The 22,125-nt window shown below is 58.6% G+C and carries 26 protein-coding genes and 1 pseudogene; 7 read left to right on the forward strand and 20 right to left on the reverse strand.

Translation table 11 applies throughout. The features are described 5' to 3' along the window. The first annotated feature begins 70 nt into the window (after positions 1 to 70). Positions 71 to 448, forward strand: coding sequence for a response regulator (locus QA646_RS22955; RefSeq protein WP_283059045.1), 378 nt, complete (start codon positions 71 to 73; stop codon positions 446 to 448). Between the two features lie 92 nt (positions 449 to 540). On the opposite strand, the gene QA646_RS22960 is transcribed toward QA646_RS22955, so the two are convergent. Together QA646_RS22960 and QA646_RS22965 are read right to left on the reverse strand one after the other, a co-directional pair. Further along, positions 541 to 936 carry a response regulator gene (locus QA646_RS22960; protein ID WP_283059046.1) on the reverse strand — a complete coding sequence of 132 codons (396 nt, stop codon included), beginning with the start codon at positions 934 to 936 and terminating at the stop codon, positions 541 to 543. A gap of 41 nt (positions 937 to 977) precedes the next feature. Then, on the reverse strand, positions 978 to 1,217 hold the full coding sequence (locus tag QA646_RS22965) for a hypothetical protein (RefSeq protein WP_283059047.1): 240 nt from the start codon (positions 1,215 to 1,217) through the stop codon (positions 978 to 980). A 491-nt stretch (positions 1,218 to 1,708) separates the two neighbouring features. On the opposite strand from QA646_RS22965, the gene QA646_RS22970 reads away from it, so the two are divergent. Beyond that, positions 1,709 to 2,143 carry a metal-dependent phosphohydrolase gene (locus QA646_RS22970; RefSeq protein ID WP_283059048.1) on the forward strand — a complete coding sequence of 145 codons (435 nt, stop codon included), beginning with the start codon at positions 1,709 to 1,711 and terminating at the stop codon, positions 2,141 to 2,143. Positions 2,144 to 2,325: 182 nt separating this feature from the next. Then, positions 2,326 to 2,535, forward strand: a complete 210-nt coding sequence (locus QA646_RS22975; RefSeq protein WP_283059049.1) for a hypothetical protein — start codon at positions 2,326 to 2,328, stop codon at positions 2,533 to 2,535. Between the two features lie 108 nt (positions 2,536 to 2,643). Here QA646_RS22975 and QA646_RS22980 read toward each other — a convergent pair whose 3' ends face one another. Continuing rightward, positions 2,644 to 3,378 (reverse strand): endonuclease/exonuclease/phosphatase family protein, encoded by a 735-nt coding sequence (locus QA646_RS22980; protein WP_283060542.1) that lies wholly within the window; start codon positions 3,376 to 3,378, stop codon positions 2,644 to 2,646. A gap of 27 nt (positions 3,379 to 3,405) precedes the next feature. Next, complete coding sequence (locus QA646_RS22985; RefSeq protein ID WP_283059050.1) at positions 3,406 to 4,827, reverse strand: phospholipase D-like domain-containing protein; 1,422 nt, start codon at positions 4,825 to 4,827, stop codon at positions 3,406 to 3,408. 152 nt (positions 4,828 to 4,979) lie between these two features. Between QA646_RS22985 and QA646_RS22990 the strand changes: the two are divergent. Then, positions 4,980 to 5,359: pseudogene (locus tag QA646_RS22990) on the forward strand (DUF72 domain-containing protein); the annotation flags it as partial. Between the two features lie 28 nt (positions 5,360 to 5,387). Here QA646_RS22990 and QA646_RS22995 read toward each other — a convergent pair. Together QA646_RS22995 and QA646_RS23000 are read right to left on the reverse strand one after the other, a co-directional pair. Further along, positions 5,388 to 6,692, reverse strand: a complete 1,305-nt coding sequence (locus tag QA646_RS22995) for a divalent metal cation transporter (protein ID WP_283059051.1) — start codon at positions 6,690 to 6,692, stop codon at positions 5,388 to 5,390. Positions 6,693 to 7,109: 417 nt separating this feature from the next. Next, positions 7,110 to 8,132 carry an IS5 family transposase gene (locus QA646_RS23000; RefSeq protein WP_283059052.1) on the reverse strand — a complete coding sequence of 341 codons (1,023 nt, stop codon included), beginning with the start codon at positions 8,130 to 8,132 and terminating at the stop codon, positions 7,110 to 7,112. A 146-nt stretch (positions 8,133 to 8,278) separates the two neighbouring features. On the opposite strand from QA646_RS23000, the gene QA646_RS23005 reads away from it, so the two are divergent. Beyond that, entirely contained in the window at positions 8,279 to 8,590 is a 312-nt protein-coding gene (locus QA646_RS23005) for a DUF1236 domain-containing protein (protein ID WP_283059053.1), read from the forward strand. Between the two features lie 139 nt (positions 8,591 to 8,729). Here the strand turns inward: QA646_RS23005 and QA646_RS23010 are convergent, their stop codons facing one another. Genes QA646_RS23010 through QA646_RS23020 form a run of 3 tightly spaced genes read right to left on the reverse strand, consistent with a single transcriptional unit; the run spans position 8,730 to position 9,494 of the window. Further along, positions 8,730 to 8,975: a hypothetical protein gene (locus QA646_RS23010; protein WP_283059054.1), complete on the reverse strand. Its 246-nt coding sequence runs from the start codon at positions 8,973 to 8,975 to the stop codon at positions 8,730 to 8,732. A 52-nt stretch (positions 8,976 to 9,027) separates the two neighbouring features. Further along, positions 9,028 to 9,297, reverse strand: a complete 270-nt coding sequence (locus QA646_RS23015; protein ID WP_283059055.1) for a hypothetical protein — start codon at positions 9,295 to 9,297, stop codon at positions 9,028 to 9,030. A 32-nt stretch (positions 9,298 to 9,329) separates the two neighbouring features. Then, positions 9,330 to 9,494 (reverse strand): hypothetical protein, encoded by a 165-nt coding sequence (locus tag QA646_RS23020; RefSeq protein WP_283059056.1) that lies wholly within the window; start codon positions 9,492 to 9,494, stop codon positions 9,330 to 9,332. 198 nt (positions 9,495 to 9,692) lie between these two features. Here QA646_RS23020 and QA646_RS23025 point away from each other — a divergent pair, with 198 nt between their 5' ends. Together QA646_RS23025 and QA646_RS23030 are read left to right on the forward strand one after the other, a co-directional pair. Next, positions 9,693 to 10,457: an SDR family oxidoreductase gene (locus QA646_RS23025; RefSeq protein ID WP_283059057.1), complete on the forward strand. Its 765-nt coding sequence runs from the start codon at positions 9,693 to 9,695 to the stop codon at positions 10,455 to 10,457. Positions 10,458 to 10,470: 13 nt separating this feature from the next. Continuing rightward, on the forward strand, positions 10,471 to 10,908 hold the full coding sequence (locus QA646_RS23030; RefSeq protein WP_283059058.1) for a PPC domain-containing DNA-binding protein: 438 nt from the start codon (positions 10,471 to 10,473) through the stop codon (positions 10,906 to 10,908). Between the two features lie 57 nt (positions 10,909 to 10,965). On the opposite strand, the gene QA646_RS23035 is transcribed toward QA646_RS23030, so the two are convergent. From QA646_RS23035 to QA646_RS23085, 11 genes are read right to left on the reverse strand one after another with little or no spacing between them, the layout of a single operon-like run. Then, positions 10,966 to 11,241 (reverse strand): cytochrome C oxidase subunit IV family protein, encoded by a 276-nt coding sequence (locus QA646_RS23035; RefSeq protein WP_283059059.1) that lies wholly within the window; start codon positions 11,239 to 11,241, stop codon positions 10,966 to 10,968. A gap of 5 nt (positions 11,242 to 11,246) precedes the next feature. Beyond that, positions 11,247 to 11,882, reverse strand: a complete 636-nt coding sequence (locus QA646_RS23040; protein WP_283059060.1) for a cytochrome c oxidase subunit 3 — start codon at positions 11,880 to 11,882, stop codon at positions 11,247 to 11,249. Further along, positions 11,875 to 13,491 (reverse strand): cytochrome c oxidase subunit I, encoded by a 1,617-nt coding sequence (gene ctaD / locus QA646_RS23045; RefSeq protein WP_283060543.1) that lies wholly within the window; start codon positions 13,489 to 13,491, stop codon positions 11,875 to 11,877. Before ctaD ends, QA646_RS23040 begins: the two co-directional genes overlap by 8 nt. Positions 13,492 to 13,541: 50 nt before the next feature. Further along, on the reverse strand, positions 13,542 to 14,483 hold the full coding sequence (gene coxB / locus QA646_RS23050; protein WP_283059061.1) for a cytochrome c oxidase subunit II: 942 nt from the start codon (positions 14,481 to 14,483) through the stop codon (positions 13,542 to 13,544). Further along, complete coding sequence (locus tag QA646_RS23055) at positions 14,480 to 15,295, reverse strand: SCO family protein (protein WP_283059062.1); 816 nt, start codon at positions 15,293 to 15,295, stop codon at positions 14,480 to 14,482. The genes coxB and QA646_RS23055 overlap by 4 nt, the downstream gene beginning before the upstream one ends. Continuing rightward, positions 15,292 to 15,693: a hypothetical protein gene (locus QA646_RS23060; protein WP_283059063.1), complete on the reverse strand. Its 402-nt coding sequence runs from the start codon at positions 15,691 to 15,693 to the stop codon at positions 15,292 to 15,294. Before QA646_RS23060 ends, QA646_RS23055 begins: the two co-directional genes overlap by 4 nt. Continuing rightward, entirely contained in the window at positions 15,690 to 16,751 is a 1,062-nt protein-coding gene (locus QA646_RS23065; protein WP_283059064.1) for a hypothetical protein, read from the reverse strand. Before QA646_RS23065 ends, QA646_RS23060 begins: the two co-directional genes overlap by 4 nt. Next, positions 16,748 to 17,281 (reverse strand): cytochrome c, encoded by a 534-nt coding sequence (locus QA646_RS23070; protein WP_283059065.1) that lies wholly within the window; start codon positions 17,279 to 17,281, stop codon positions 16,748 to 16,750. The genes QA646_RS23065 and QA646_RS23070 overlap by 4 nt, the downstream gene beginning before the upstream one ends. Continuing rightward, positions 17,278 to 17,838, reverse strand: coding sequence for a DUF3341 domain-containing protein (locus tag QA646_RS23075; protein WP_283059066.1), 561 nt, complete (start codon positions 17,836 to 17,838; stop codon positions 17,278 to 17,280). Before QA646_RS23075 ends, QA646_RS23070 begins: the two co-directional genes overlap by 4 nt. After that, positions 17,831 to 19,168, reverse strand: a complete 1,338-nt coding sequence (nrfD, locus tag QA646_RS23080; RefSeq protein WP_283059067.1) for an NrfD/PsrC family molybdoenzyme membrane anchor subunit — start codon at positions 19,166 to 19,168, stop codon at positions 17,831 to 17,833. The genes QA646_RS23075 and nrfD overlap by 8 nt, the downstream gene beginning before the upstream one ends. Then, on the reverse strand, positions 19,165 to 22,122 hold the full coding sequence (locus tag QA646_RS23085) for a Fe-S cluster-containing hydrogenase (RefSeq protein ID WP_283059068.1): 2,958 nt from the start codon (positions 22,120 to 22,122) through the stop codon (positions 19,165 to 19,167). The genes nrfD and QA646_RS23085 overlap by 4 nt, the downstream gene beginning before the upstream one ends. Between the last annotated feature and the right edge of the window lie 3 nt (positions 22,123 to 22,125).

Consider the following 22,125-nt stretch of genomic DNA (forward strand, 5'->3'; position numbering starts at 1 on the left):
TCCGCGGCAGAGACCATGTCAGAGGATCTTTGCCCTCCCCCCGCAGTTCAAAAACGTTCGGTCTGCTGAGATGAATTACAGCCGCTTCTTTTCCGGCCGACGGGTTTTGATCGTCGAAGACGAGTATCTTCTCGCAAACGAGGCACGCCGTCAGTTGGTGAAGCTCGGGGCTATCGTCGTCGGACCGACGGCAAGGGTCGACCAAGCTCTCGAACTGATCGAGGACAAAGGTGTCGATGCAGCGATCCTCGATATCCACCTCGGCGGCGAAATGGTGTTTCCCGTGGCCGAGAGACTGGATGAACTCAATATTCCTTATGTCTTTGCGACGGGTTATGATCCGTCGATCATTCCCGCGCGCTTCACCGGCTTTGTGCTTTGCGAAAAGCCGATCGAGATAGAGCACATTGCGCGAGCTCTTTTTGGCCCGCGGTCACGGGATTCTTAACGAGCATCTTGTCCGCATTCTCAGGCTAGGCGAAGCAGTTTCCGTCTGAAAATGGATTAACAGAAGAGGGAGAGACCGTGAAGAGCTGGCCGCTACCCATTCGCGCGCTTGACACAATGGTTATGAGCCAAGGTGGCGATTTCCGCCACAACGCGTTCGATATCGAGCGGCTTTGAATAAATCTCGATATCAGTGAACCGGTCGCCAAAAACGGATTTTTCATATCCGGTGGTAAATACGAACGGTATGCCTCGCTTTGAAAGCACCTCAGCCACGGGAAAGACCATTTCGCCCTTGATTCTGACGTCGAGAATGGCGCAGTCGATCTTATCGGTCGCAGCGATAAGAGACAAAGCTTGAGGAATGGTAGGCGCCGGCCCAAGAACAATAAGGTCGTGGTCGCCAAGTGAATCTGCAAGATCGAAGGCAAGCAAATACTCGTCCTCCACGACCAAAACGACTGGTTGCTCCGATGGTTGTTTACTCATGAGACATGGACGTCCTAGATTGCTTTAACGGCGGCCCTGATCTAGGCCTGACGCGCCAGCTTTCGAAGGTGCCGTTCCGCGTCGATTTCGCCCTCAATGATACGCAGGTGGCCTCTCATCAGATCCAAGGTGATGTTGAAGGTGTCCAACAATTCTAAAGCCTGCTCACTCGAGTGACCGCCGGCCTCCAGCCTGCTGATCAGCGCCTCTTGCCTCAGAACGCGTTTTTCACCATCGCGAACATGGCCGACTGCCATTGCAAGTTCCTCGCGTCTGCGCATGGTCGCCTCCTCAAGGAGATTTCCATGCATCATGAACTCAGTTATGGCTCAAATCCAGCAGCTTCCGCCGCATGAGTAGCAGATGCGTAATTTCCTTGGGCTCCTGGCTCAGATAATTCAATCCTCTGAGGCTCGTCGCGTCTCCTTCCTAAAATGGCGTTTATTCCTTCTGGCTGCAGATCGCCTCCGCAATGATCGAAGCGTCGGCATAAGCTCCTCTATTTCGGCCTGCAATCGATAGTGTCGCGAAATACCCGTCACGATATTCTCTTTCACTAACTCACACGATTGTTCCGCCCCTCTCTCGAGGCCTCCACCTGCGAGGCATTTTTTAAACGAGTTCGATCCTCGGCTTGTTCCTGCTTGACGTCAGAAATCTCACCAGCCGCAGGGGGAACTTCCAGCGCTCTCCACCGTTCAGTTTGATTATTCGAAACGTGAATCACGATGCTCAATTTTGAGAGCATTGCGGCGACCGATGAGGTATCACGATGTTATCGACCGACCCGGACCACGCTATGGAAATCGCGATCAGAGCGCATGCGGGCCAGACCGATAAACTCGGCAATCCTTATGTCGAGCATTGTCGTCGCGTGGCGCTGGCGGTTTCGGGTGAGGACGAGAAGATCGTGGCATATCTGCATGATGTCGTGGAAAAGGGTCCAGGCTGGAGCATCGATCGCCTTCGGCAGGAAGGTTTCTCCCTTTCAGTGCTCGCAGCCGTCGATGCCCTCACCAAACGGACTGACGAGGATGAGAATGCCTTTGTCCGCCGTGCGATCGCAAATGCCATCGCAAGGCCGGTAAAGAAGGCCGATCTTGAGGACAACTTATGGCAGCAGCAGCAGATCGGCGGCGATACTGGCAAGTATCGGCATGGCCTCGATATTATTAGCCGGTCGCCGCCGGCAGCCGACCTTTCGTAAGCGTCGATGGGCTGCCGGAACATTTGTCACTCGACACGGGTTAGCCTCAGCATATGCCGACGGTCGAATGGCGCGTAGCGCATAGCGCGACGGGGAAAGACTCGGCGCGACCGGGAGAGACTCTCTGAGTGCAAGCGAAGCGGACGGCCGAATCGCATGCCATTTCACGAAGGAGACACGTCATGACCACGAAGGCAGACGGCGACCCGCGCCATCACACGCAAAAGATGCAGGCGCGACTGAAGGAAACGATGGACCACTTGCGCGCGGACATTGAAAAAGTCGATGAACCGCAGCTCAAGGCGATGTTCGAGACCGCCGCGGAAGTGCTCGGAGGACTGAGAAAAGCCTTCAGCGACTATGAGAAGAAGAACGAAAGCGCGTGGCGATAGAGCGTCAGCGACCTAGACGCCGACGATCACGTCAATCCGGCAGGCCGCACCGATGCCAGACCGGCCGGTAAACGGCATAGGTCGGGACATGGATTCAGGCTCATGGCATCACTTGCCAAGGCCGATTTCCGCAATCAACGGGAGATGGTCGGAAGCCAGGCTCGTCAGACGATTTCGAGGCACGGTCGTACCGAGAACGGCCAGATCGGCGCTGACGAAAATATGATCCAGCCGCATCAGCGGATAACGCGAGGGAAAGGTCGGCCTCGCCGGCTGATTGCCGAAAAGCTGGACATCCTTCAATGTGCGGGTGGCGAGCCGATAGGCCGCTGAGACGGGAACGGCATTGAAATCCCCGCAGAGAATGGTTGAAACCAGATCCTTGCCGCTACCCGGCAGCCATGTTGGCCCGAGAAGCGCCGTCATTTGCTGCATGCGATCACGGCCCCGAAGGCCGAGATGGGTGTTGACGAGGTGCAACTGCCTGTTTCCAACCATGACTTCGACGGAAAGCGCCCCACGCGGTTCGCCCAGCGAAGGCAAAGGCCCGGCCTTGATCGCCCTTGTCGGCAAATCCGTTATGAGCGCGTCTCCATATTGCTCGTCGGCTATCGTCAAAGCCGGATTGAAATGCGCCTCCATCTTCAACAAAGAGGCGATCATTCTCGCCTGATCGACACCGCCGGTTCTGTGGCGGCGAACATCGATCTCCTGCAGCGCCACGATATCCGCCTGCGCCCCCGCGATAACGGCGGCGATGCGCGCAGGGTCGATCTTGCGGTCCGTACCAATACAACTGTGTACGTTATAGGTCAGAATTCTGATCGATCTTCCGTAGGGCATGGCCTGCGAACTGGTTTTCGGCATCGCTCAGCTCGAACGAAGGATGCGGCGAAGGTGACCGACAAGGTGATAAGATCCCAGTCGCCCTAACGGATGCACGGGATCGAACAGCGCAGTTCCCGCAATCGGCGTCGTCTTCTCACAGGTCGTTGCAAATGGCTTGAGGCACCGAGGCCCGACATTCAGCTCTGTGATCGCCTCGATCAACGATCCGGTCCGTTGAAAGACATTTCGAACTGCGCCGGCAGCGCAGCCGAGGTATTCCGCCACGAGCGTGTTGCGCAGCTCATCGATTGCCAAACGGTGAGTGGGCTTAAGTGCCTGAAAGAGAATATCGCATTCGGTGTCGAGCCCCTCGGATCGATGGTTGAGATTGGAGGAACCAATGCGGAGCACATCGTCGTCGGCGATCAGAAGTTTCGAGTGAACGAGCAGTTCGACCTGCTTTTCACCGTCGGGAACCACCGGGTAGAAGACGCGCAGCCGGCCATGACGATCCGCATTCGTGAGACGCCGTATGATCCTGTCGCGATTCCTTCCCATGACAAAGTTCTCGATCAAGCCATGGGACTTGCGCGTGCAGACGATGACGACCTCCGGCCCGCTGCCTTCCTGCAGGCGAGCTGCAATGGCCTCCGCGACATTGAACGAGGCAAGATATTGCGTTTCGATATAAAGGTGACGCCTCGCCTTGGCGATCACCTCCTTTGTCACGGCAATTCCCTGGCGGAGCCCCCTCCTGAAGAAGGTCGCCGGTTCGGTTGTCGCAAGTCTGACCGGCACATTCTCCAGCGATGCCATGAGATCGTCGGGCCAGCCAACAGCCGCCTGCGCCGGCAGGGCCCTGTATTCCTCGCCGGTGGCATCCATCCATCGTCGCCTCGCCACAGAGGCGATGAGCCTTGCCGCATCCCCCGTAACCATGGCTTGGAGGTCGTGAAGCGGCTCGTAGAATACACCTTGGGAATCGCACTTCAGCTTGTCGCGAACCCCGTGGCCGCAGGTGTCCCAGCGCCGTGACATCAGATCGATCCCACCGATGAAGGCGACGGAATCGTCGACGCAGACAAGTTTCTGATGGTGACATCCGCGTATGGCGGGCTGGATGGCAAAGCGCAGGTCGATGCGATTGTTCTTGGGGAAACTTTTCTTGCGCAACACTTTCAAGGATTTTTCGGAATAAAGCGGTCCCAAGGCCCAGATCAAAATTCGGATTTCAAGATCGGGATTGGCATCCGCAAGAGCATGCAGGAGATCACCCAGCGTTTCCTTGGAATTTTCAGGCTGCAGGCAGATATCGGGATTGAAGTCCCATCCGATGATCCAGACCCGCTTTCGCGCATGACGTAAAATGTGCGCCAACCGCGAGAAATAAGCACTGCCGTTGATGAGGAAGGCCGTCCTTGCCGCAATACCTTCCAACCGCACATCTTCGGCTTTCAGCGACATGGCAGAACCGTTTGCTCCTTTCTGTTTCCGACAGCCGATCGTGCTCCGACAGGTCCTTGTCGCTTTCGCCCTACCGAAACGCAAACGCCTGGATTTTGCCAAGGTTCCGCCGAAGGATGTTTGATCTGGTGGTTAGTTTCGTCGGCGCGGATTTCATCGACCTGCTTCGCGAGCATGGCATCGCGCTTGTCTGCGCCGACACGGTCGAGTGGCCACTGCTGATGGATGTGACGGCCGACTTTGTCCATTGCCGCCTCCATGGCTCTGAAGAACTCTATGTCAGTGGTTAGACGACAAGGCACTGGATATCTGGGCGGACAGGATCGATGACTGGGGCGCACGGTCGCGAGCCGGAAAATGCCAACCGCGTGCTTAAGCCGCTGAAGCAGCCCCGCGACGGTCGCGATGTCTATGTTTATTTCGACAACGACGCGAAAGTGCGAGCCCTGCGGATGCGCAAGCGCTTGCCGCAAAGCTTGGATTGGCAAATCCCGCCACTGCCGGAAAAAGTTCAAAATTGGCTCTGGCTTGACTTTCCGACCGCATCATTCAAAACCGACTTAAAGGAACCATGTCACGACCATTCCAACAACGGATGCGGCCACGACTGCCGTCGACGCCCACCCGAGCCAGCGCAGCCAGCCGGTAACCGTAAACTTTCCCATAATCTGCTTTTTCGCAGTCATGAGCATCATGATGGTCATGACGGGTACGGCTACGATCCCGTTGATTACTGCGCTCCAATAAAGAGCGGAAATGGGATTGACCGGTGTAAACAATATGCCCATTCCGAGAATGCAGGCCGTGATCAAAGTCGCATAAAATGCTTTTGCATGCTTCGGTTTCCTTGAGAGGCCGACCGGCCATTTGAAAGCCTCGCCAATGGAGTAGGCGGCTGCGCCGGCAAGGACCGGAACTGCAAGCAACCCGGTGCCCAATATGCCGACGGCGAACACGATGAACGCGACATCGCCCGCGATGGGTCGCAATGCCTCGGCTGCCTGCGCCGAAGATGAGATCGCCGTAACGCCGGCCGCATGGAGTGTTGCCGCAGTCGTCGCGATAATCGCGAGAGCTATGATGTTTGAAAATCCCATGCCGATCAAAGTGTCGGCGTGGATGCGCGTGAGCTCGGCCGGTGCTTCTCTCGGCGCTTCGACCAGCGGATGTTTGTGACGATCGACTTGCTCCTCCTCGACTTCCTGGGAAGCCTGCCAGAAGAACAAATAGGGAGAAATCGTAGTACCCAAAATCGCGACGATGGTCGTGAAGAATTCAGCATTCCAGATGATCTTGGGCAGGACAAGGCCTGCCATGGCCGCGCCCCATGATATGTTGACCGCAAACACGGCAGCAACATAAGCAAAGAGGCTGAGCGTCATCCATTTAAGCACCGCGGCGTAACGATCGTACTCGACAAAAACGCTGGCTATGGCACAAGCGCTTCCGAAGCCGACGACATAAAGCGTCTCAGGTCCACCAACAAGAAGTTTCAATGCATCAGCCATCGCGCTGAGGTCAGCTCCGATATTGATCGTGTTTGCTATGAAAAGCAGTCCCACAATGAAATAGAGCAGCCAGGCGGGGTAGTGCCGGCACACATTTCCCGCGATGCCATGCCCGGTCGTGCGCCCGATCCGCGCGCAAATCTCCTGAATTGCCGACATCAGCGGATATGTCAGCAGCATTGTCCATCCGATGCCATACCCAAGTTGAGCCCCCGCCTGACTGTATGTTCCTATTCCGGAGGGATCATCGTCCGAAGCACCGGTGATAAAGCCCGGGCCTAAAATTCTCAGGAACCGGCGAAAGGCTCCATTCCCCGCCTTTGACCCTTGTCGCTCCGTGGTCTCAGTCACAGACATGCTCCCGCTTCTTCAGCCAAGCGCAGAAAACATAGTGTCGGACTTTTCAACTGCCGGCGCTGGCGTGCTGAAAGAAGCTGTAAAAAGCCAAATAGTTCCAATAGGATTCTTCAGATCGGAACGATCGAGTAATTATCTGAAATTGCCATCCTTCGGCCCGACAGGGCCTGCTTCCCGCTTTGATCCCCAGAATATGAGCGCCTGCATCCTGATTGGTGATGGAAGCAGTCGTGCAGGCGGTTCGAGCCAATCCTTTCGGCTTGGCCTCTACCCATGCGGGACCGTTGCATAATAGAGTGAAAGGACACGGCTTGAGGGATAGGGTCGTGTTTTGGGGTCCGCTATGTTGGTTAGCGGGCTGATTTTGGGTGGCTGTTTTGGGTTTGAGTGGGCGGCGGACGGAGTCCGAGCCCTGGCTCAGGCGCTGAGCGTCACCCAGCGACGCATGTTGAAGGCGATTGCCGTCATCAGCACCTGGGCTTGCGCCTTGATTAGTCCCCGATAACGAATGACCGAAAGACCCATGCGGCGCTTCCATGTGGCAAAAGTCGTCTCGACGGCAGCGCGCCGGCGGGCGATCAGATCATTCAAGCGTTGCAGCTTCGGCGGCAGTGTGCGGTGATGTTTGTTGGGCCGGCGCATCAGCCGCGCCTTGATGCCTCTGGCCTTCAGCTTCTTCTCGCGGGCATGGGTATGATAAGCGCTATCGGCCAATACCGCCTGTTCGTCACCGCAGATCAGATCATCGGCGCAGACCGTGTCGTTGACATTGGCCGGGGTGGTGATCAGCCGGCGGATCAGGCCCGAGCCCTCATCGACACCGACATGGGCCTTGTAGCCGTAAGACGAGCCCTGCCGGCCCTTGCGCCGTGTGAAACGGGCATCCGGGTCGCTCAGCTTCACCAGCGGCGCCGTGTCCACGTCATCGTCATCTCCTGCTGGTTCGCCAACCTGCTGTCCGGGCAGGCGCTCCCTCGGCGGCCGAGCGGCTCCCGTCTCGATGATGGTCGCATCCAGCATCGTGCCACGCCGCAGAATCAACCCGGCTTTGTCCAATTGACTGTCGAGTTCCGCAAACAGCACCTCCAGAAGTCGCGCCTCGATCAGATGGTTGCGGAACCGGCACAAAGTCGTGTGATCGGGAACAGCTTCTCCCAAGCTTAGGCCAACAAAGCGGCGGAACGACAGCCGATCGTACAGTGCTTCCTCCAGCTCCATGTCCGATAGGCCGTACAGCGACTGCAAAAGCAGCGCCTTGAACATGATCAGCGGCGGATAGGCCGGGCGGCCCGCAGCCACGTCATTGCGCAGCCGCTGCAGCACCTTCTCGAACCGGTACCATTTTACAAGTCCCGATAACCGATCCAGACGCTGATTGCCACCACTCGCCGGCATCAACGCATCCGCAAAACTGAACTGACCAGTCCGTTTCATCGCCATGCTAATCGTCCCCGTTCAACAACAGGGAATCATATCCAACCAATTTTGCAATAGTCCCCATGCGCCACAGCGCGCCCGATCCGGCTACTCAGGAACCTTCGCATCCGATGACAGTTAGGAACACCATTGAACCAACGGAGGTTGTGATGAAAAGGATTCTCGTTGCCGTGAGTGCGGCACTCTTCGCATCCGGGACAGCTTTTGCTCAAAGCAGCGTTGTCGTAACACCGGATAGTTCCGACACCGTGGCTGTCCCCGGAGACGTAAGGACGTATGTGACCGAACAAGAAGTTCCATCGGCAACCTATGACGGCGATGTTGTAGTCGGCGCCGAATTGCCGAGTTCAGTTGAAGTACACACTATTCCCAGCAATAACGACTACGCATATACGATCATCAACAAGAAGCGGGTTATCGTAAACCCTCACACGCATAAGATTATCGAAATCGTGAAATAGCCGAGATACGAAACCAGGCACCGTGGTTGTGAAGCCTTTATGGTTCGGTCGTGGATGAACCCCGGGGTCACCGCGCATCAACAGCGCCGTCGTTGGCGCTTGTTGGCTTAGAGTCATATCCTGACTGGAAAACGGGCCGTCAGGCGCTAGGGGCTTTACCCGGCGCCCCATGAGCCGGACCTTCTTCCTTAACCTCACGCGGCGTCGGCGTAGTAATGGCGCCGTGGTCGGGATCCCTTACATCCTGTCCCTTCGAACCATCCGCGCCCATTGCACGCTCACGATCGCGGCTCTCGCGTCTGGCCTTTCGCAAAGCAGTTGCATCGTCGATCAGCGAGGTCAGTTCCTCGTCGGAAAAGTCGGATAGATCAATGGTCCTGCTCATAACGGCCTCCTGGTCTAGTTTTTCTGAGGCTATATCCTCATTCTACGCAGCATTATTGAAGCCTGCCCCATGCCGGGTTCCAGCGAACCCCCTCGGACAACTCCACATAGATGGGCAAGGTTTCGTCACCCACCATCTTGTTTCGAGCGATCCGAAAGGCATCGTCCGGTTCCATTTCCTCGCCGGGAAATATGGCATCGTCCTCGCCGGGCCGCGCGACCCTCCAGATAAATCCTCTTATCTGGCCACCGGAATGATAGAACTTGATGACGACCGAGCCGGGCGGAGCGGCATCCTTGCGATATTGTCGATAGGTCTCCATTTGTACCTCCTCACTACGCCGCGGACCGGTCCCTACAGGATCGGTTTGCCTGCCGTCACGGCGACGGACTTCTCGCCGGTAAGCCGGCCCGATCCCCGGCAGGACTTTTCGCCATGATCCGGCACCGGCTGGATGGCCGCGGTATGGCCGGGCAGCGGCTTTTGTGACGGCAATGACGGCGTGGGATGCGTGACCACGGCGTCCTCCTTGCTATCGGTGAACTCTCTTTCTCAACCACCCGCCTCCCGCTTGGTTCCCGAAAAGGGCAAAATCAGCATGGGACAAACGAAAATGACACTACCGTTTTCCAGGAACCTTTCCCGTCCCGCTGCAGTTTTAAAACCGGGTTGCAGGCCTGTGCGGCCATTCGTCCGCTCATTCGAAAGGACATCTCAATGCATCGTTTCCACGAGAAGGTTGTCATCGTCACGGGTGCGGGATCAGGCATGGGAGAGGCGACGGCGCGCAGATTTTCCGAGGAAGGCGCGAATGTCGTTCTCGTCGACTATCATGCCGAAAACGTCAACAAGGTCGCGGCGGAGCTTCCGGCCGAGCGTACCATGGTGCAGGTGGTCGATGTCTCCCAATCCTCTGCCGTCAACGCGATGGTTTCGATGGTGATCGCCAAGTTCGGCAAGCTCGACGTCATCGTCAACAATGCCGGCGTGCACGAGGCCGGCGAACCGACCGAAATCTCCGATGAACGCTGGCACAAGGTCATGGACACGGATGCCGGCGGCGTCTTCTTCGGATGCCGCGCAGCCATTCCGCACCTCGAAAAGACCAAGGGCGTCATCATCAACACCGCTTCCGTTTCCGGCACCGGCGGCGACTGGGGCATGAGCCCGTATAACGCCGCCAAGGGCGCTGTCGTCAATCTGACCCGGGCTTTGGCGCTCGATCTCGGAAAAAAGGGGATTCGCGTCAATTCCGTCTGTCCGAGCCTGACACGCACCGGGATGACCGAGGAGATGCTCGGGGACGAAGCACTGATCGCCAAGTTCAAGGAGCGCATTCCGCTTGGCCGCGTCTGCGAGCCAGAAGAGGTAGCAGCCGTCATCGCCTTTCTGGCGAGCGACGATGCCAGCTTCATAACCGGAGCCAATATCCCAGTGGACGGAGGCGTCTCCGCCTCGAACGGACAACCCGCACGTGGTTAACGAGGTTATTGCCATGAATTTCAAACAGATAAACGAGATAAGCGGTCAGCGCACCTATGTCGTCGTGCTCGATGCGAAGGAAGAAGCGTTCTCCACCCTCAGCAACTTCGCCACGACCTATGAGATGACAGCTGCATCGGTCACCGCCATCGGTGCGTTCGAAAAGGCGACCGTCGGCTGGTTCGATTTCGCCACTCGCAGGTACCGCAGTATTCCGGTCGAAGAGCAATGCGAGGTCCTGAGCCTTCTTGGCGATATAGCGACCGGCGACGACGGCAAGGCGAGCCTGCACCTTCACGCCGTTCTGGGTTTGAAGGACGGCTCCACGCGCGGCGGGCACTTCATTGATGGCATCGTCCATCCGACATTGGAAGTCACGATCATCGAGACGCCCGCATACATGCACCGCCGGCATCACAAAGATCTTGGAATCGCACTCATCGAGCTATAAGCAACCGCATACCCCACAGCTCCGATTACTTGAATGCTGCGGAGGACAGCGCCGCGGTCATGCAAAGGAGCGCGTAAGATAGTCGACGCAGAGAAACACCAGCAAGATCAACAGCCAGACGGCCGCGGCGAGTGCCGCCATCCGAGACAGCGCCGTCTCCTCGTTCAGATGCATATAGCGCCAGTAGATCAGGGCGGATTTGACCAAGGCTATCGACAGGCTCACTGAAAGGCCGATCGCGCCGCTCAGCACAAGACTGGCGCCGATGGTCGTCCCCAGCAGAAGCACAAGGATCATCCAAATCAGAACGAGCGGATTAGCAAGGCGCAACATTCCACTCACCTCGCCAGATAGAAGACCGGGTAAAGGAAGACCCAGACGACATCGACCAGGTGCCAGTAGAGTCCGGCAGTGATCAGGACGATGGCTCGCTCCGGCACCGGTATCGCTCCGCGTGCCGTTTGAACTGCCAGCGTCGCTAAAAGCACGACGCCGATCGTCAGGTGCAAGGCGTGCAGAGCGGTGGCAACCAGATAGAGATCCATGAAAAGATGCTGGACGCCGGTGACGTAGCGCGATTGCACGCCCGGCACGGGCAGCAGCCCCTCGCTGAACTCCAGTCGATATTCGTAGGCCTTGACGGCGAGGAAGCAGAGGCCGAGGACAGCAGCGGCGGTGACCCAACCGGCAGCCGCATTCGCTTTGCCGCCCCTGCCCGCTTCGACACCGAGCGCCACAAACAAGCTCGACGTCAACAGCACTGCCGTATTCATGCCCCCAATGCCGAAATGCAACGCATGCGACGCCTGGATGATCTCCGGCGAATGCGCCAATCGAAGCGCGGCGGCAACGGAGAAAATACCGCCGAACAGCATGATCTCGCTACCGAGAAAGATATACATGCCCATCATCGCCGCTTCGTGCTGCTGGCGGGCATCTCGGTAGGGCTCGGTGACGGGCAAGGTCTCAGGCATTGTCACCCTCCATCTCCACCTCATAGTCGTAAGGCGGCCTATCGACGAGCGGTACGCTGTCGAAATTATGTTTTGGCGGCGGTGACGGTGTCGTCCATTCGAGCCCGGTCGCGCCCCATGGATTGTCGCCGGCGGGCGCTCCGTAACGCAGCGAATGAATGAAATAGATGAAGGGCATGAGGTAGGCGGCGCCGAGCAATGTAGCCCCGACGGAGGAGAAGACGTTCAGCACCTGAAATTCCGGCGGATAGACATGGTAGCGCCTCGGCATTCCAAGATAGCCAAGCAGAAACTGCGGGAAAAAGGTCAGGTTGAAGCCGAGAAAGATGAAAATGGCGGCCAGCCGCCCCCAGACGATCGAATACATCCGTCCGACGATCTTCGGCCACCAGTAATGCAGAGCGCCGAAGAAGGCCGACACCGTACCGCCGACCATGATGTAGTGGAAATGCGCGATGACAAAATAGGTATCATGCACATGGACGTCGATGGCCAGCATCGCCAGCATCAGGCCGGTCAAGCCGCCGAACACGAAGAGACCGATGAAGGCCATGGCAAAGAGAAAGGGCGGATCCAGCGAAATATGGCCCTTAAACAGCGTGGCAGTCCAGTTATAGACCTTGATGCCGGAGGGAATTGCCACCGCGATACTCAGGAACGAAAAGGCAGCGCTCGCATAGGCCGATTGCCCAGAGACGAACATATGATGTCCCCACACGAAGAAACCGAGAGCGGCAATCGCGACCGATGAGGCCGCGACGAACTGATAGCCGAAGATCGGCTTGCGTGCTCCGGCCGCCACCAGTTCGCTGATGACCCCGAGCGCGGGCAGCACCATGATGTAGACCGCCGGATGGCTGTAGAACCAGAAGAGGTGCTGGTAGAGCAGCGGATCGCCGCCAAGTGCCGGATTGAAGATGCCGAGGCCGAAAAGCCGCTCCAGCGAGATCAGCACGAGCGTAATGGAAAGGACCGGCGTCGCCAGCACCAGGACCAATGAGGTGGCGTAGATCGACCAGACGAAGAGTGGCAACCGGCCCCAGGTCATGCCGGGGCAACGCAGCTTGTGCACGGTCACGATGAAATTCAGCCCGGTGAGGATCGAGGAAAAGCCGACGATGAAGACAGCGCTTGCCGCGAGGATGACATTGCCGTTGGCATACATGGTCGACAGCGGCGTATAGAAGGTCCAACCGGTATCGACACCGCCGGCGATCAGCACGAAGACGGTGAAGAGACCGGCAATCATGTAGATGTACCAGCTCAGGAGATTGAGTTTTGGGAAGGCGAGATCCCTGGCACCGATCATCAGCGGAAGGAGAAAATTGCCGAACGTATTGGGGATCGACGGGATCAGGAAGAACCAAACCATGACGACTCCATGGATGGTGAAAGCACGGTTATAGCCGTCGTTGGTCAATAGATCGCCCGCGGGCGTCAGCAGATCGAGGCGGATCAGCGCCGCGGCAATCGCCCCGACGAAAAAGAAGAAGGTGATCGACAGCACATAGAGGATCGCGATGCGCTTATGGTCTGTCGTCAGCAGCCAGGATTTGAGACTATGGCCGGCGCGCAGATAGCTGACGCGTTCGGTTGCCGTTTCCGACAGGCCGCGGTCATCGAGATTGGCGGGGTTCGGGCGCTGTTCCCTGGTGATCGTCACTGGGTCGCCTCCCCTGGCTGCAATGACTTGATATAAGCAACGATCTTCAGGACATCCTCTTCGCTGAGCACGTTCTGGAAGGTCGGCATGATCGGCTGATACCCGGCCGCGATCTGAGACTGCGGTAGAAGAATACTGTCGCGGATATATTCATCGTCGGCGATCACGACCTCACCGGACTGTAGTGGCACCGGATTGCCATAGAGTCCCACCAGCGAAGGTGCATGCACGGTCGACGCGGGATCATGGCAACCGCTGCAACCACGGCTGCGGAAAAGTGCCGCTCCTTCCGCCGCGAGCGTTTGATCGTTGGAGGATTGACTCAACCATTTGGCATAATCCGCCGGCTTCATAACGACGAAGCTGCCCGTCATTTCGGAATGGTTGCTGCCGCAATATTGCGAGCAGGCGATGCGGTAGGTGCCTGGCTTGTCGGCGGTGAACCAACTCGTCGTGTAGCGGCCCGGTACCACATCCTGCTTGATACGCAAGGCGGGAATGAAGAGGCTATGGATCACGTCCTGAGAGGCCATCGTAAGCTTGACCGGCTCTCCAGCCGGCACATGAAGCTCGTTGATTTCGGCTTGGCCCTGCGGATGCTGGAATTTCCACATCCATTGCTTGGCGACGACGTCGATCTGCAATGCATCGGCCGGAGCATGACGTAGCGTTGCGAACAATTCGGTCGACCAGACATAGAAGCCCACCAGCGCGACGAACGGAATAACGGACCAGGAGATTTCGAGCGGGATGTTCCGGTTTGGAGAATGTTTCCGGTCCGCCGGCCTGCCGCGTCGGTATTTGACCGCGAAGACGACGATCAGGATGAAGACCGGTGCCGAGAGGGCCACGATCAGTACCGTGAAAGCGATCACCAGCAGATCCACCTGATGGCTGTAATCGGAAACGCTCTGAGGCCAAAGGGGGATGAAAGTCAATTTTCCCTCCCCTTGGCCGATGCCTTCTCACGTCGTCTCTCGCACAGGAGGGCAAATCCGAACAGCCCGCCGCCGGCCAGCACCGTCACCCCACAGGCCATCTGCAGGGCCATGTGAATGAGCGAAGAGTACCGTCCGGTGGCCGGATCATAATGGTAGCAAAGCAGCAGGAGCTGATCGCCCCAACTCCCGATCTGCCCCTGCCCCGCCTCCGTCAACGCCAGCTTCAGATCATTACCCTCAGGCGAAAGCCCATAGAGCCAGCGGCTCAATCGCCCATCCGGTGTCAGGGCGGCGACGGCTGCGTCATGCGCATATTGACCGATGTTGGGGTCCCAGGCGTAGCGATAGCCGAGTGCATCCGTCACGGCATGGATATCGGAGGCCGTGCCTGTCAGCGCATGCACACCCCCAGCGGTCAGCGAGGGAAAGCGACCGCGCAATTGATCGAGTGAGTTTTGCGCGTCCCTGGGCCCTTCGCGGGGATCGATGCCGAAAGCGATGATGGTGAAATCACCAGGCGGCCGGAACGGCTGCTCCTTTACCGCCTCCATGAGGCCCGACAAGGTCACCCCGCAGATGTTCGGGCAATTGTGCAGGACCGGTGCCAGCAGGATCGGCTTGTCGCCGGCAAGTCCGCGCAGCGTCACCCGATGGCCTCCCTCGTCCGTGAAAGGCCGATCGAGCGGAATTTTCGCATCCGACTTGTGTTCGATACCGGTGACGGCAAATGGATCGAAGGGTGCCGCCGCGGCCTGACCGACGGCAAAGCCCAGCAACGCGAACGCGAGTGGCAGTACATGGCGCATCATCGCTTGACCGCCTCCCCATTGTCCTGATCCGGCCAACCGCGGGCGGCGAGAATTGCCATAGCGCGATCGATCGGAATATGTGCTGTCTGCGCCGCCCTGTCGTTCCAGCCATAACCTTGCAGCCGACTCTGGGCTTCAAGCTGCAACGCATGGCGATCGGCAGAGGGAGAAACTTCGAGACGAGGACCGTTTCGTTCCTGGGTTTGGGTGTTCGTGAGAGAGGACTGTGCCGCAGGCTCGACCCGGCGAAGAATGCCGAAGGCAATCAGGATCGATAGCCCCACACCAATGAAGAGCGCTGAAGTCCACGACAGGATGATGCGTGGCGAGACGTCGCGCGCCTCATAAGCCGGCTTTGTCTTCGTTCGTTGCCGCCGTCTGCGAAAGTTCGGGCTCATCGCGAGACCTCTGCCTGATAGCTCGACCTCAATCGCGCAAGCAGGATGGTCGAGCGGGAAAGGATCGCGAGGCCAATCTGCGTGAAACCGATCAGTGAAAGGAGATAGGCCGTGATTGCGGGCCCAAGATGCCCCGTCAACTGCGGCATCGTCAGCCAGGCATATTCCAGCAGCGCGCCAATGAGCACAGCAAGCGACAGCGTGATCAGCCATGCCGGAGACGTGCGGACTGGCGGAAAAAACAACAGCAGCAGCGGCAGAAGGTGCAACAGCGTGAATAGATATTCGGCAACCGCCCAAATGCCGTCGCCGCGCCGCTGATACCAGGCAACTCCCTTTGGAAGATTGCCCGACCAGATGATGAAATATTGCATGAAGGCGAGATAGACCCAGAAGAGGATCGCGGTCAGCAGCAGAGCGCCGAGCACACCAGGCCTGCCGACGGGGCCGGCCGATAGCCGGAGAATGAGCAGAAGCGACAGCGCCGTCAGCATCTGGCCCGCCAGTATATAGAGGCCGAAGCCGGAGGAATGGAACTGAGGATCGAGCGACATCAACCAGTCGACCGACAGCAACCCATGCAACAACACGAAGGCGATGAGTCCCATCGCCGCCAGCGGCAGGGAACGGCGCGGCCTCGTGACCAGCGCCCATGCGAGCCAGCAGGCGCCTGAAAGGATCGCCAGGGTGCGAATATCGAAGAAAAGCGGCGTCAGATAGACCTTCTTGAAAGCTCCAAGCGGAGCCCCTCGCGCCCATTCATAGGTCCAGGGGAGGCCGATCATGATCGGCAGCGAGGCGAGGAGAACGAGCGGCACCAGCAGCAGCGCCGGCTCCGCGACAGTAAGAAGCTCGTCGCGCCAGATGCCGGGGATGATGCGCATCATCATCGTCAGGCAGAGGGCGCCGAGCGGCAGTGCGCTCATAAAAACAAGGGCCGCCAGCCAGCCGATCAATGCGGCTTGGGGCGAGAACAGCGTCATCGCCAGCGCCATCAGGCAAAAGACGATACCGCTTATGGCGAGCAAGTTGGTCGGCAGGGCTTCGACGCGGCTCATGATCCCGTCCCTTCCAACCGCGCTCGATCTTCCGGTGGGAGAGTGGCAACAGGGGCATTTCGGCTAAGCTGCAGCGCACGGATATAGGCTGCGATCGCCCAGCGGTCAGCCGGAGAAACCCTGTCGGCATAGGAATACATCACACCATGGCCGTTGGTCATGACATCGACGAAATAGCGCGAGGGCGCATTGCGCAGCCGGTCGATATGGAAACTCGGCGGATGCGGAAAGCCACGCGCCGGCACTGTCCCATTGCCATCGCCATCGGTGTCGTGGCAGGGGGTGCAATAGATGCCGAAGCGCTCCTGCCCACGCTGCAGCAATTCGGTCGTAATCATCGGACGATTTGCAAGGGCAGCGTCCTCTCGGGCATCGTCGCGCGCGACCGTCCCCTGTGGCGGTGCTTGCAGCGCCTTGCCATCGGCAAAGAGCGAACTCTTTTCATAGGAATCGTAGCGCGGCTGATGGTTCATGTTGTCGCAGCCTGCGAGCAATAGAACGGGCACGAGATAGAGCGGCGCGCTTCTCATTCCGGTTGCTCCGTATGTTCTACGGCTTCGACGCGCACCGGATCGAGGCCGTCCAGAAAAGCCCTCGTGCGTTTCAGATGGAACCGCGCATCGTTGCTGAAAAGGACGAGAAAGAACTTGTCCGAGCTCGCCAGATGAAAGGCCTCGACATCGAACAGCGGATGGTGAAGGCGTGGCAGCCGGTTCAGCAGAAGCATGCCGAAAACCGTAAACAGCACCGAGAAGAGCACGGTCAGCTCGAAGGTGATCAGCATGAAGGACTGCCAGGCATAGAGCGGGCGTCCGCCGATATCGATCTGATAGGCATGATTAGTGTAGACCTGAAGGCCATAGCCGATGGCGGCGCCGACTATTCCCCCAGCAAGGGTCAGCCAGGGCACGATATTTTCGTTAATAGCCAGCACTTCGGTCAGTTCCTGCACCGGATAGGGCGAATAGGCGTCCAAGGCACGAAAGCCGGCCTTGCGTGCGCGCTTCACGCCCTCCACCAACCGCTCTGGCCTGTCGAACTCGGCGAGCAGACCGAACACCGCACTTTCCGGACTCGGTTCACGCATGGCTCAAATCCCCCGTTTCCCTGAGCGCCTCTTTGACTTCGAAGGCCGAGATGACCGGCAGGAAGCGCACGAACAACAGGAAGGGCGTGAAGAAAACGCCGAGCATGCCGGCAAAAAGACCCCACTCCCAGATGCTTGGATGGTAGACGCCCCAGGAGGAGACGAGATAATCGCGATAGAGCGACGTCGTCAGCAGCATATAGCGCTCGAACCACATGCCGACGGTAACCGAAAGGCCGATCAGGAACAGAATGACCGGCTGACGGCGAACGGTGCCGAACCATAAAAGCTGCAGCGGCACGAAATTGAGGATGACGGCGCCCCAGTAGCTGAAGGCATAGGCGCCGGTCAGCCGATCCATCATCGTGCCGACGTCCTGCAGATCGCCGCCATAAAGGCTGTCGAAGACTTCCGCCACATAGCCGTAGGCCGTCATCAATCCCGTCGCCAGCATAAAGCATCCGAGAAGATCGAGATGGCGGCTGGTGACGAGATCGCCAAGTCCCAATGCATGGCGCAGCGTGACGGCAATCATCGCCACGACGGCAAAACCGGAAAAGGCGGCACCAAGCACGAAATATGGCGGGAAGACCGTCGATGTCCAACCGGGTATCGGCCCGGCCGCAAAAAGCAGCGAAACCTCGGAGTGGACCGAAACCACCAGAGGCACCGCAATGGCGGCGGTCAGTCGATAGGACTGGTTCCAGCGTGCCCAATGCCTGGCCGAACCGCGCCAGCCAAGTGCTGCGAGGCCGTAGAATACCTGCTGCCAGCGTTTTTTTGCCCGGTCTCGGACGGTGGCGAGATCGGGGACGATTCCAATATACCAGAAGAGAATCGAAACGGTGAGATAGGTGAGCACGGCGAAGAAATCCCAGCTCAAAGGGCTTTTGAATTGTGGCGAAATCGTCATGGTGTTCGGATAGGGCGCGATCCAATAGAAGAACCAGGGACGCCCGAGATGCAGGATCGGATAGAGACCCGCGCAGATGACGGCAAAAAGGGTCATCGCCTCGGCGAAGCGATTCAGCGAGTTGCGCCAATGGGCACTGAGAAGCAGAAGCAACGCCGAGATCAGCGTGCCCGCATGTCCGATGCCGAGAAACCAGATGTAGTTGGCAATCGCCAATCCCCAATTGACGGGAATATTGTTTCCCCAGACGCCGACGCCATAGGTGAGCAGGACGGCTGCCGAAACGACGAAGCTTGCAAGCAGCAGTAGAGACATCAAAAAGCAGACCCACCATGCCCTCGGGGCTGGATATTTTAGTGGAATCCGGGTGATCTTCGCCGTGGCCGCGGCGTTGCGACCTGCCGTTGCATCGCTCATCCCGTGGCCTCCTTCGGGAGGATGCTCTTGTCCTCGATGCGGGCAAGATAGGTGGTCCGGGGTCGGGTATTGACCTCCTCAAGCAACGTATAATCGCGCGATCCGGCCTTGCGGCGGCTGACGGCGGAATTGGGATCGGCGACATTGCCGAACACGATCGCCTGAGTTGGACAGGCTTGCTGGCAGGCGGTGACGATCTCGCCGTCGCGGATCGGCCGACCCTCCTTATCGGCAGTAATGCGGGCTTCGGCGATGCGCTGTACGCAGTATGTGCATTTCTCCATGACACCGCGGCTTCGGACGGTCACATCCGGATTGCGCATGGCCTTCACGGATTCCGCATCGTTTCCGGTGTAGTCGAACCAGTTGAAACGGCGGACTTTGTAGGGGCAATAGGACGAGCAGGTGCGTGTGCCGATGCACCGGTTATAAACTTGGAGGTTCAGCCCGTCGATGCTGTGGACGGCGGCGTTGACAGGGCAGCCCATTTCACAAGGGGCCTGCTCACAATGCATGCAAGGAACTGGCTCGAAATAGGATTTCGGCTCCGTGACATCGCCTTCATAGTAATGATCGATGCGAATCCAATGCATTTGCCGGCCTTCGGCGATCAATTCCTTGCCGACGACCGGAATATTGTTTTCGGCCTGACAGGCGGTCACACAGGCATTGCAGCCGATGCAGAGATCAAGGTCGATCGACATTCCCCAGGAAGGGTCGGATTTCGGCTTGTCCGGATAGAATGAGGGCTGTTCCTTCTTGTCGTGCTTTCGCGATTGCGGGTCGAGCTGGCTGACATCCACGCTGCGGACGAAATCGAAGCCATCCATCGCCTGGTTCACTTGCGTCGTCGCGACTGTCAGCGTCTTACCTGTCGGCTCGATCCCGACATTGCTCCGGTGCCAAAGCTCGTTCGCTTGCTGCAGCGGGTAAGCATCGTAACCGAGATTCGCGGCGATCGAGTCCTTCAATTTTCGGCCATAACCCAGCGTGACCGTGAGCGTATGCGCTTCCTGACCAGGCATGATCCACACCGGACCGGTCATCGAAACGGCGTCTACCGCCAGCCGAACCTCGTCACCATTCTTCAGCCCTCTTTCAGCCGCAACCTGTGGGCTGATGAGAATAACATTGCCCCAGGTGATCTTGGTCAGCGGCCGGGGCGTCTCCTGTGCCCAGGCGTTCTCCGAAAGCGTGCCGTCCCAGACGCCGGCGTCGGGGCGGATGACAAGCGTCAGAGCATCGGCAGCATCGGCAGCATCGGCAGAGGCGGGAATTTTTCGGTCTGTGATCGGCGGCGCGATGAGCGGCGGCGCGCTGGCCTCCACGAAGCCCCGGTTGAGACTGCCGCGCCAGCGACTGTCGAAATCGGCTCCCCATGCAGTCTTCCAGGTCTGTTGCACGACATCCCGATCCAACGACGAGCGTCCCATCAAGTTTTCCAGCACCACATGCGCCGAACGCACGTCGTAGAACGGCCGGACGAGCGGTTGAACGAGGCTGATCGCGCCGTCGACCGCGCGTGCATCACTCCAGCTTTCGAGATCGTGCTGAAGCGGGACATGCCATTGGCAGAAGGAGGCAGTCTCTTCGACATGCAGTCCCGCATGGATGCAGAGCCTCACCTTTCCCAAAGCCTTGCGGAAATCGAGATCAGCCGGCGCCATATAGGCGGGATCGGTGCCGATGATCGCAAGCGTCGAGACTTTGCCCGCCTGCATATCCGCGGCCAAAACCTCGAGCGATTGTGCACCGTCCGGCGGCATCGCAATGAGAGGGTCGGAGAAGCGCAGTGTGGTGCCGAGGCTTCCGAGCTTTTCATTCAGCAGCAGTCCAAGCGCCTGGATATTCTGATCGTAGTGTGCGCCGACGAGAAGCAATGCATTATGCGGTGAGGCTTTGAGCGCATCCGAGGCGGCATCGATCCATCGACGTTCCCTTTCAGAGAGATCGACGTCGCCGAGACCTTCCACTCCGATCCGCCTCCCGAGCGCCCGCAGCAGGCGATCCATCATCGAGACGGATGCGACGAGCCGCATGTCCGCAACGGAGCCGGTCGTCGAGGGAGTGGGTTCCGCGACGAAGAGGCGGGATTGCCCCTGTCGGGCCTGACGCAATCGGCGGCGATCGGCAAAGAGGCGCGCGTTGACCGTCTGCCTTGGACCAGGGCCGAGAAAGTCGTCATCGAGGCTGACGATCGTCTCGGCGGTATCGAAGGCCGGATGCATGACCAAGGGCCGGCCGAACACTTGGGCGGTCGCTGCGAGCCGAAGCGCGTCCGAGACCGGATCGCAGACGTGCCAGCGCGCCTGCGGCCAGCGCTGCATCATCACATCTATCTGCCGAAGCATGGTTGGCGAGCTGACGGGACCTGTCAGCAGACGGAAGCCTTCCCCATGCACCTTGTCCAACCTGTTCGCATTCGCGACCATCTCCACATCGAAGGTGCTCCAGTCCACCGGTTTGCCGAAATGAAGCGGGGTTTGCGAACGGCCCGGATCGTAGAGGCTGAGAAGAGCTGCCTGGGTGAAAGCATCCGTTGTCCCCTTCGATGCGGTATGATCCGGATTGCCTTCCAATTTGACAGGGCGGCCGGTAAACGTCTTGCCGAGAACCGGCTGCGCATAGCCGGCAAAGGTAACGGATGTCGCATACCATTTCGCCACGCCGACCGTGACCCCCTCGGGAGCCTCGACATAAGGAAACGCCGTTTCGTCCGCCTCGCCCTTGCAGGCCGATAGGCCTGCAAGGGCGAGCGATGCGCCCATGACCTTCAGCAGTGAACGGCGATCGAGGCTAATTGGGCGGCTATGAAGCGCCGGAAACTCTTCCCTTGCGAACCGTTTGAAAGCCTCCGTTTCGGAGAGCTCTTCCAAAACCGACTGGAAATGCCGCCCCGCCTTGCCGGCGAGCCGCTTGCGGATTGCCTCCCTGGAGGATGGGCGGTTGGCCATCAA

It is taken from the genome of Rhizobium sp. CB3090 (assembly GCF_029714285.1).
Classification (GTDB): domain Bacteria; phylum Pseudomonadota; class Alphaproteobacteria; order Rhizobiales; family Rhizobiaceae; genus Rhizobium.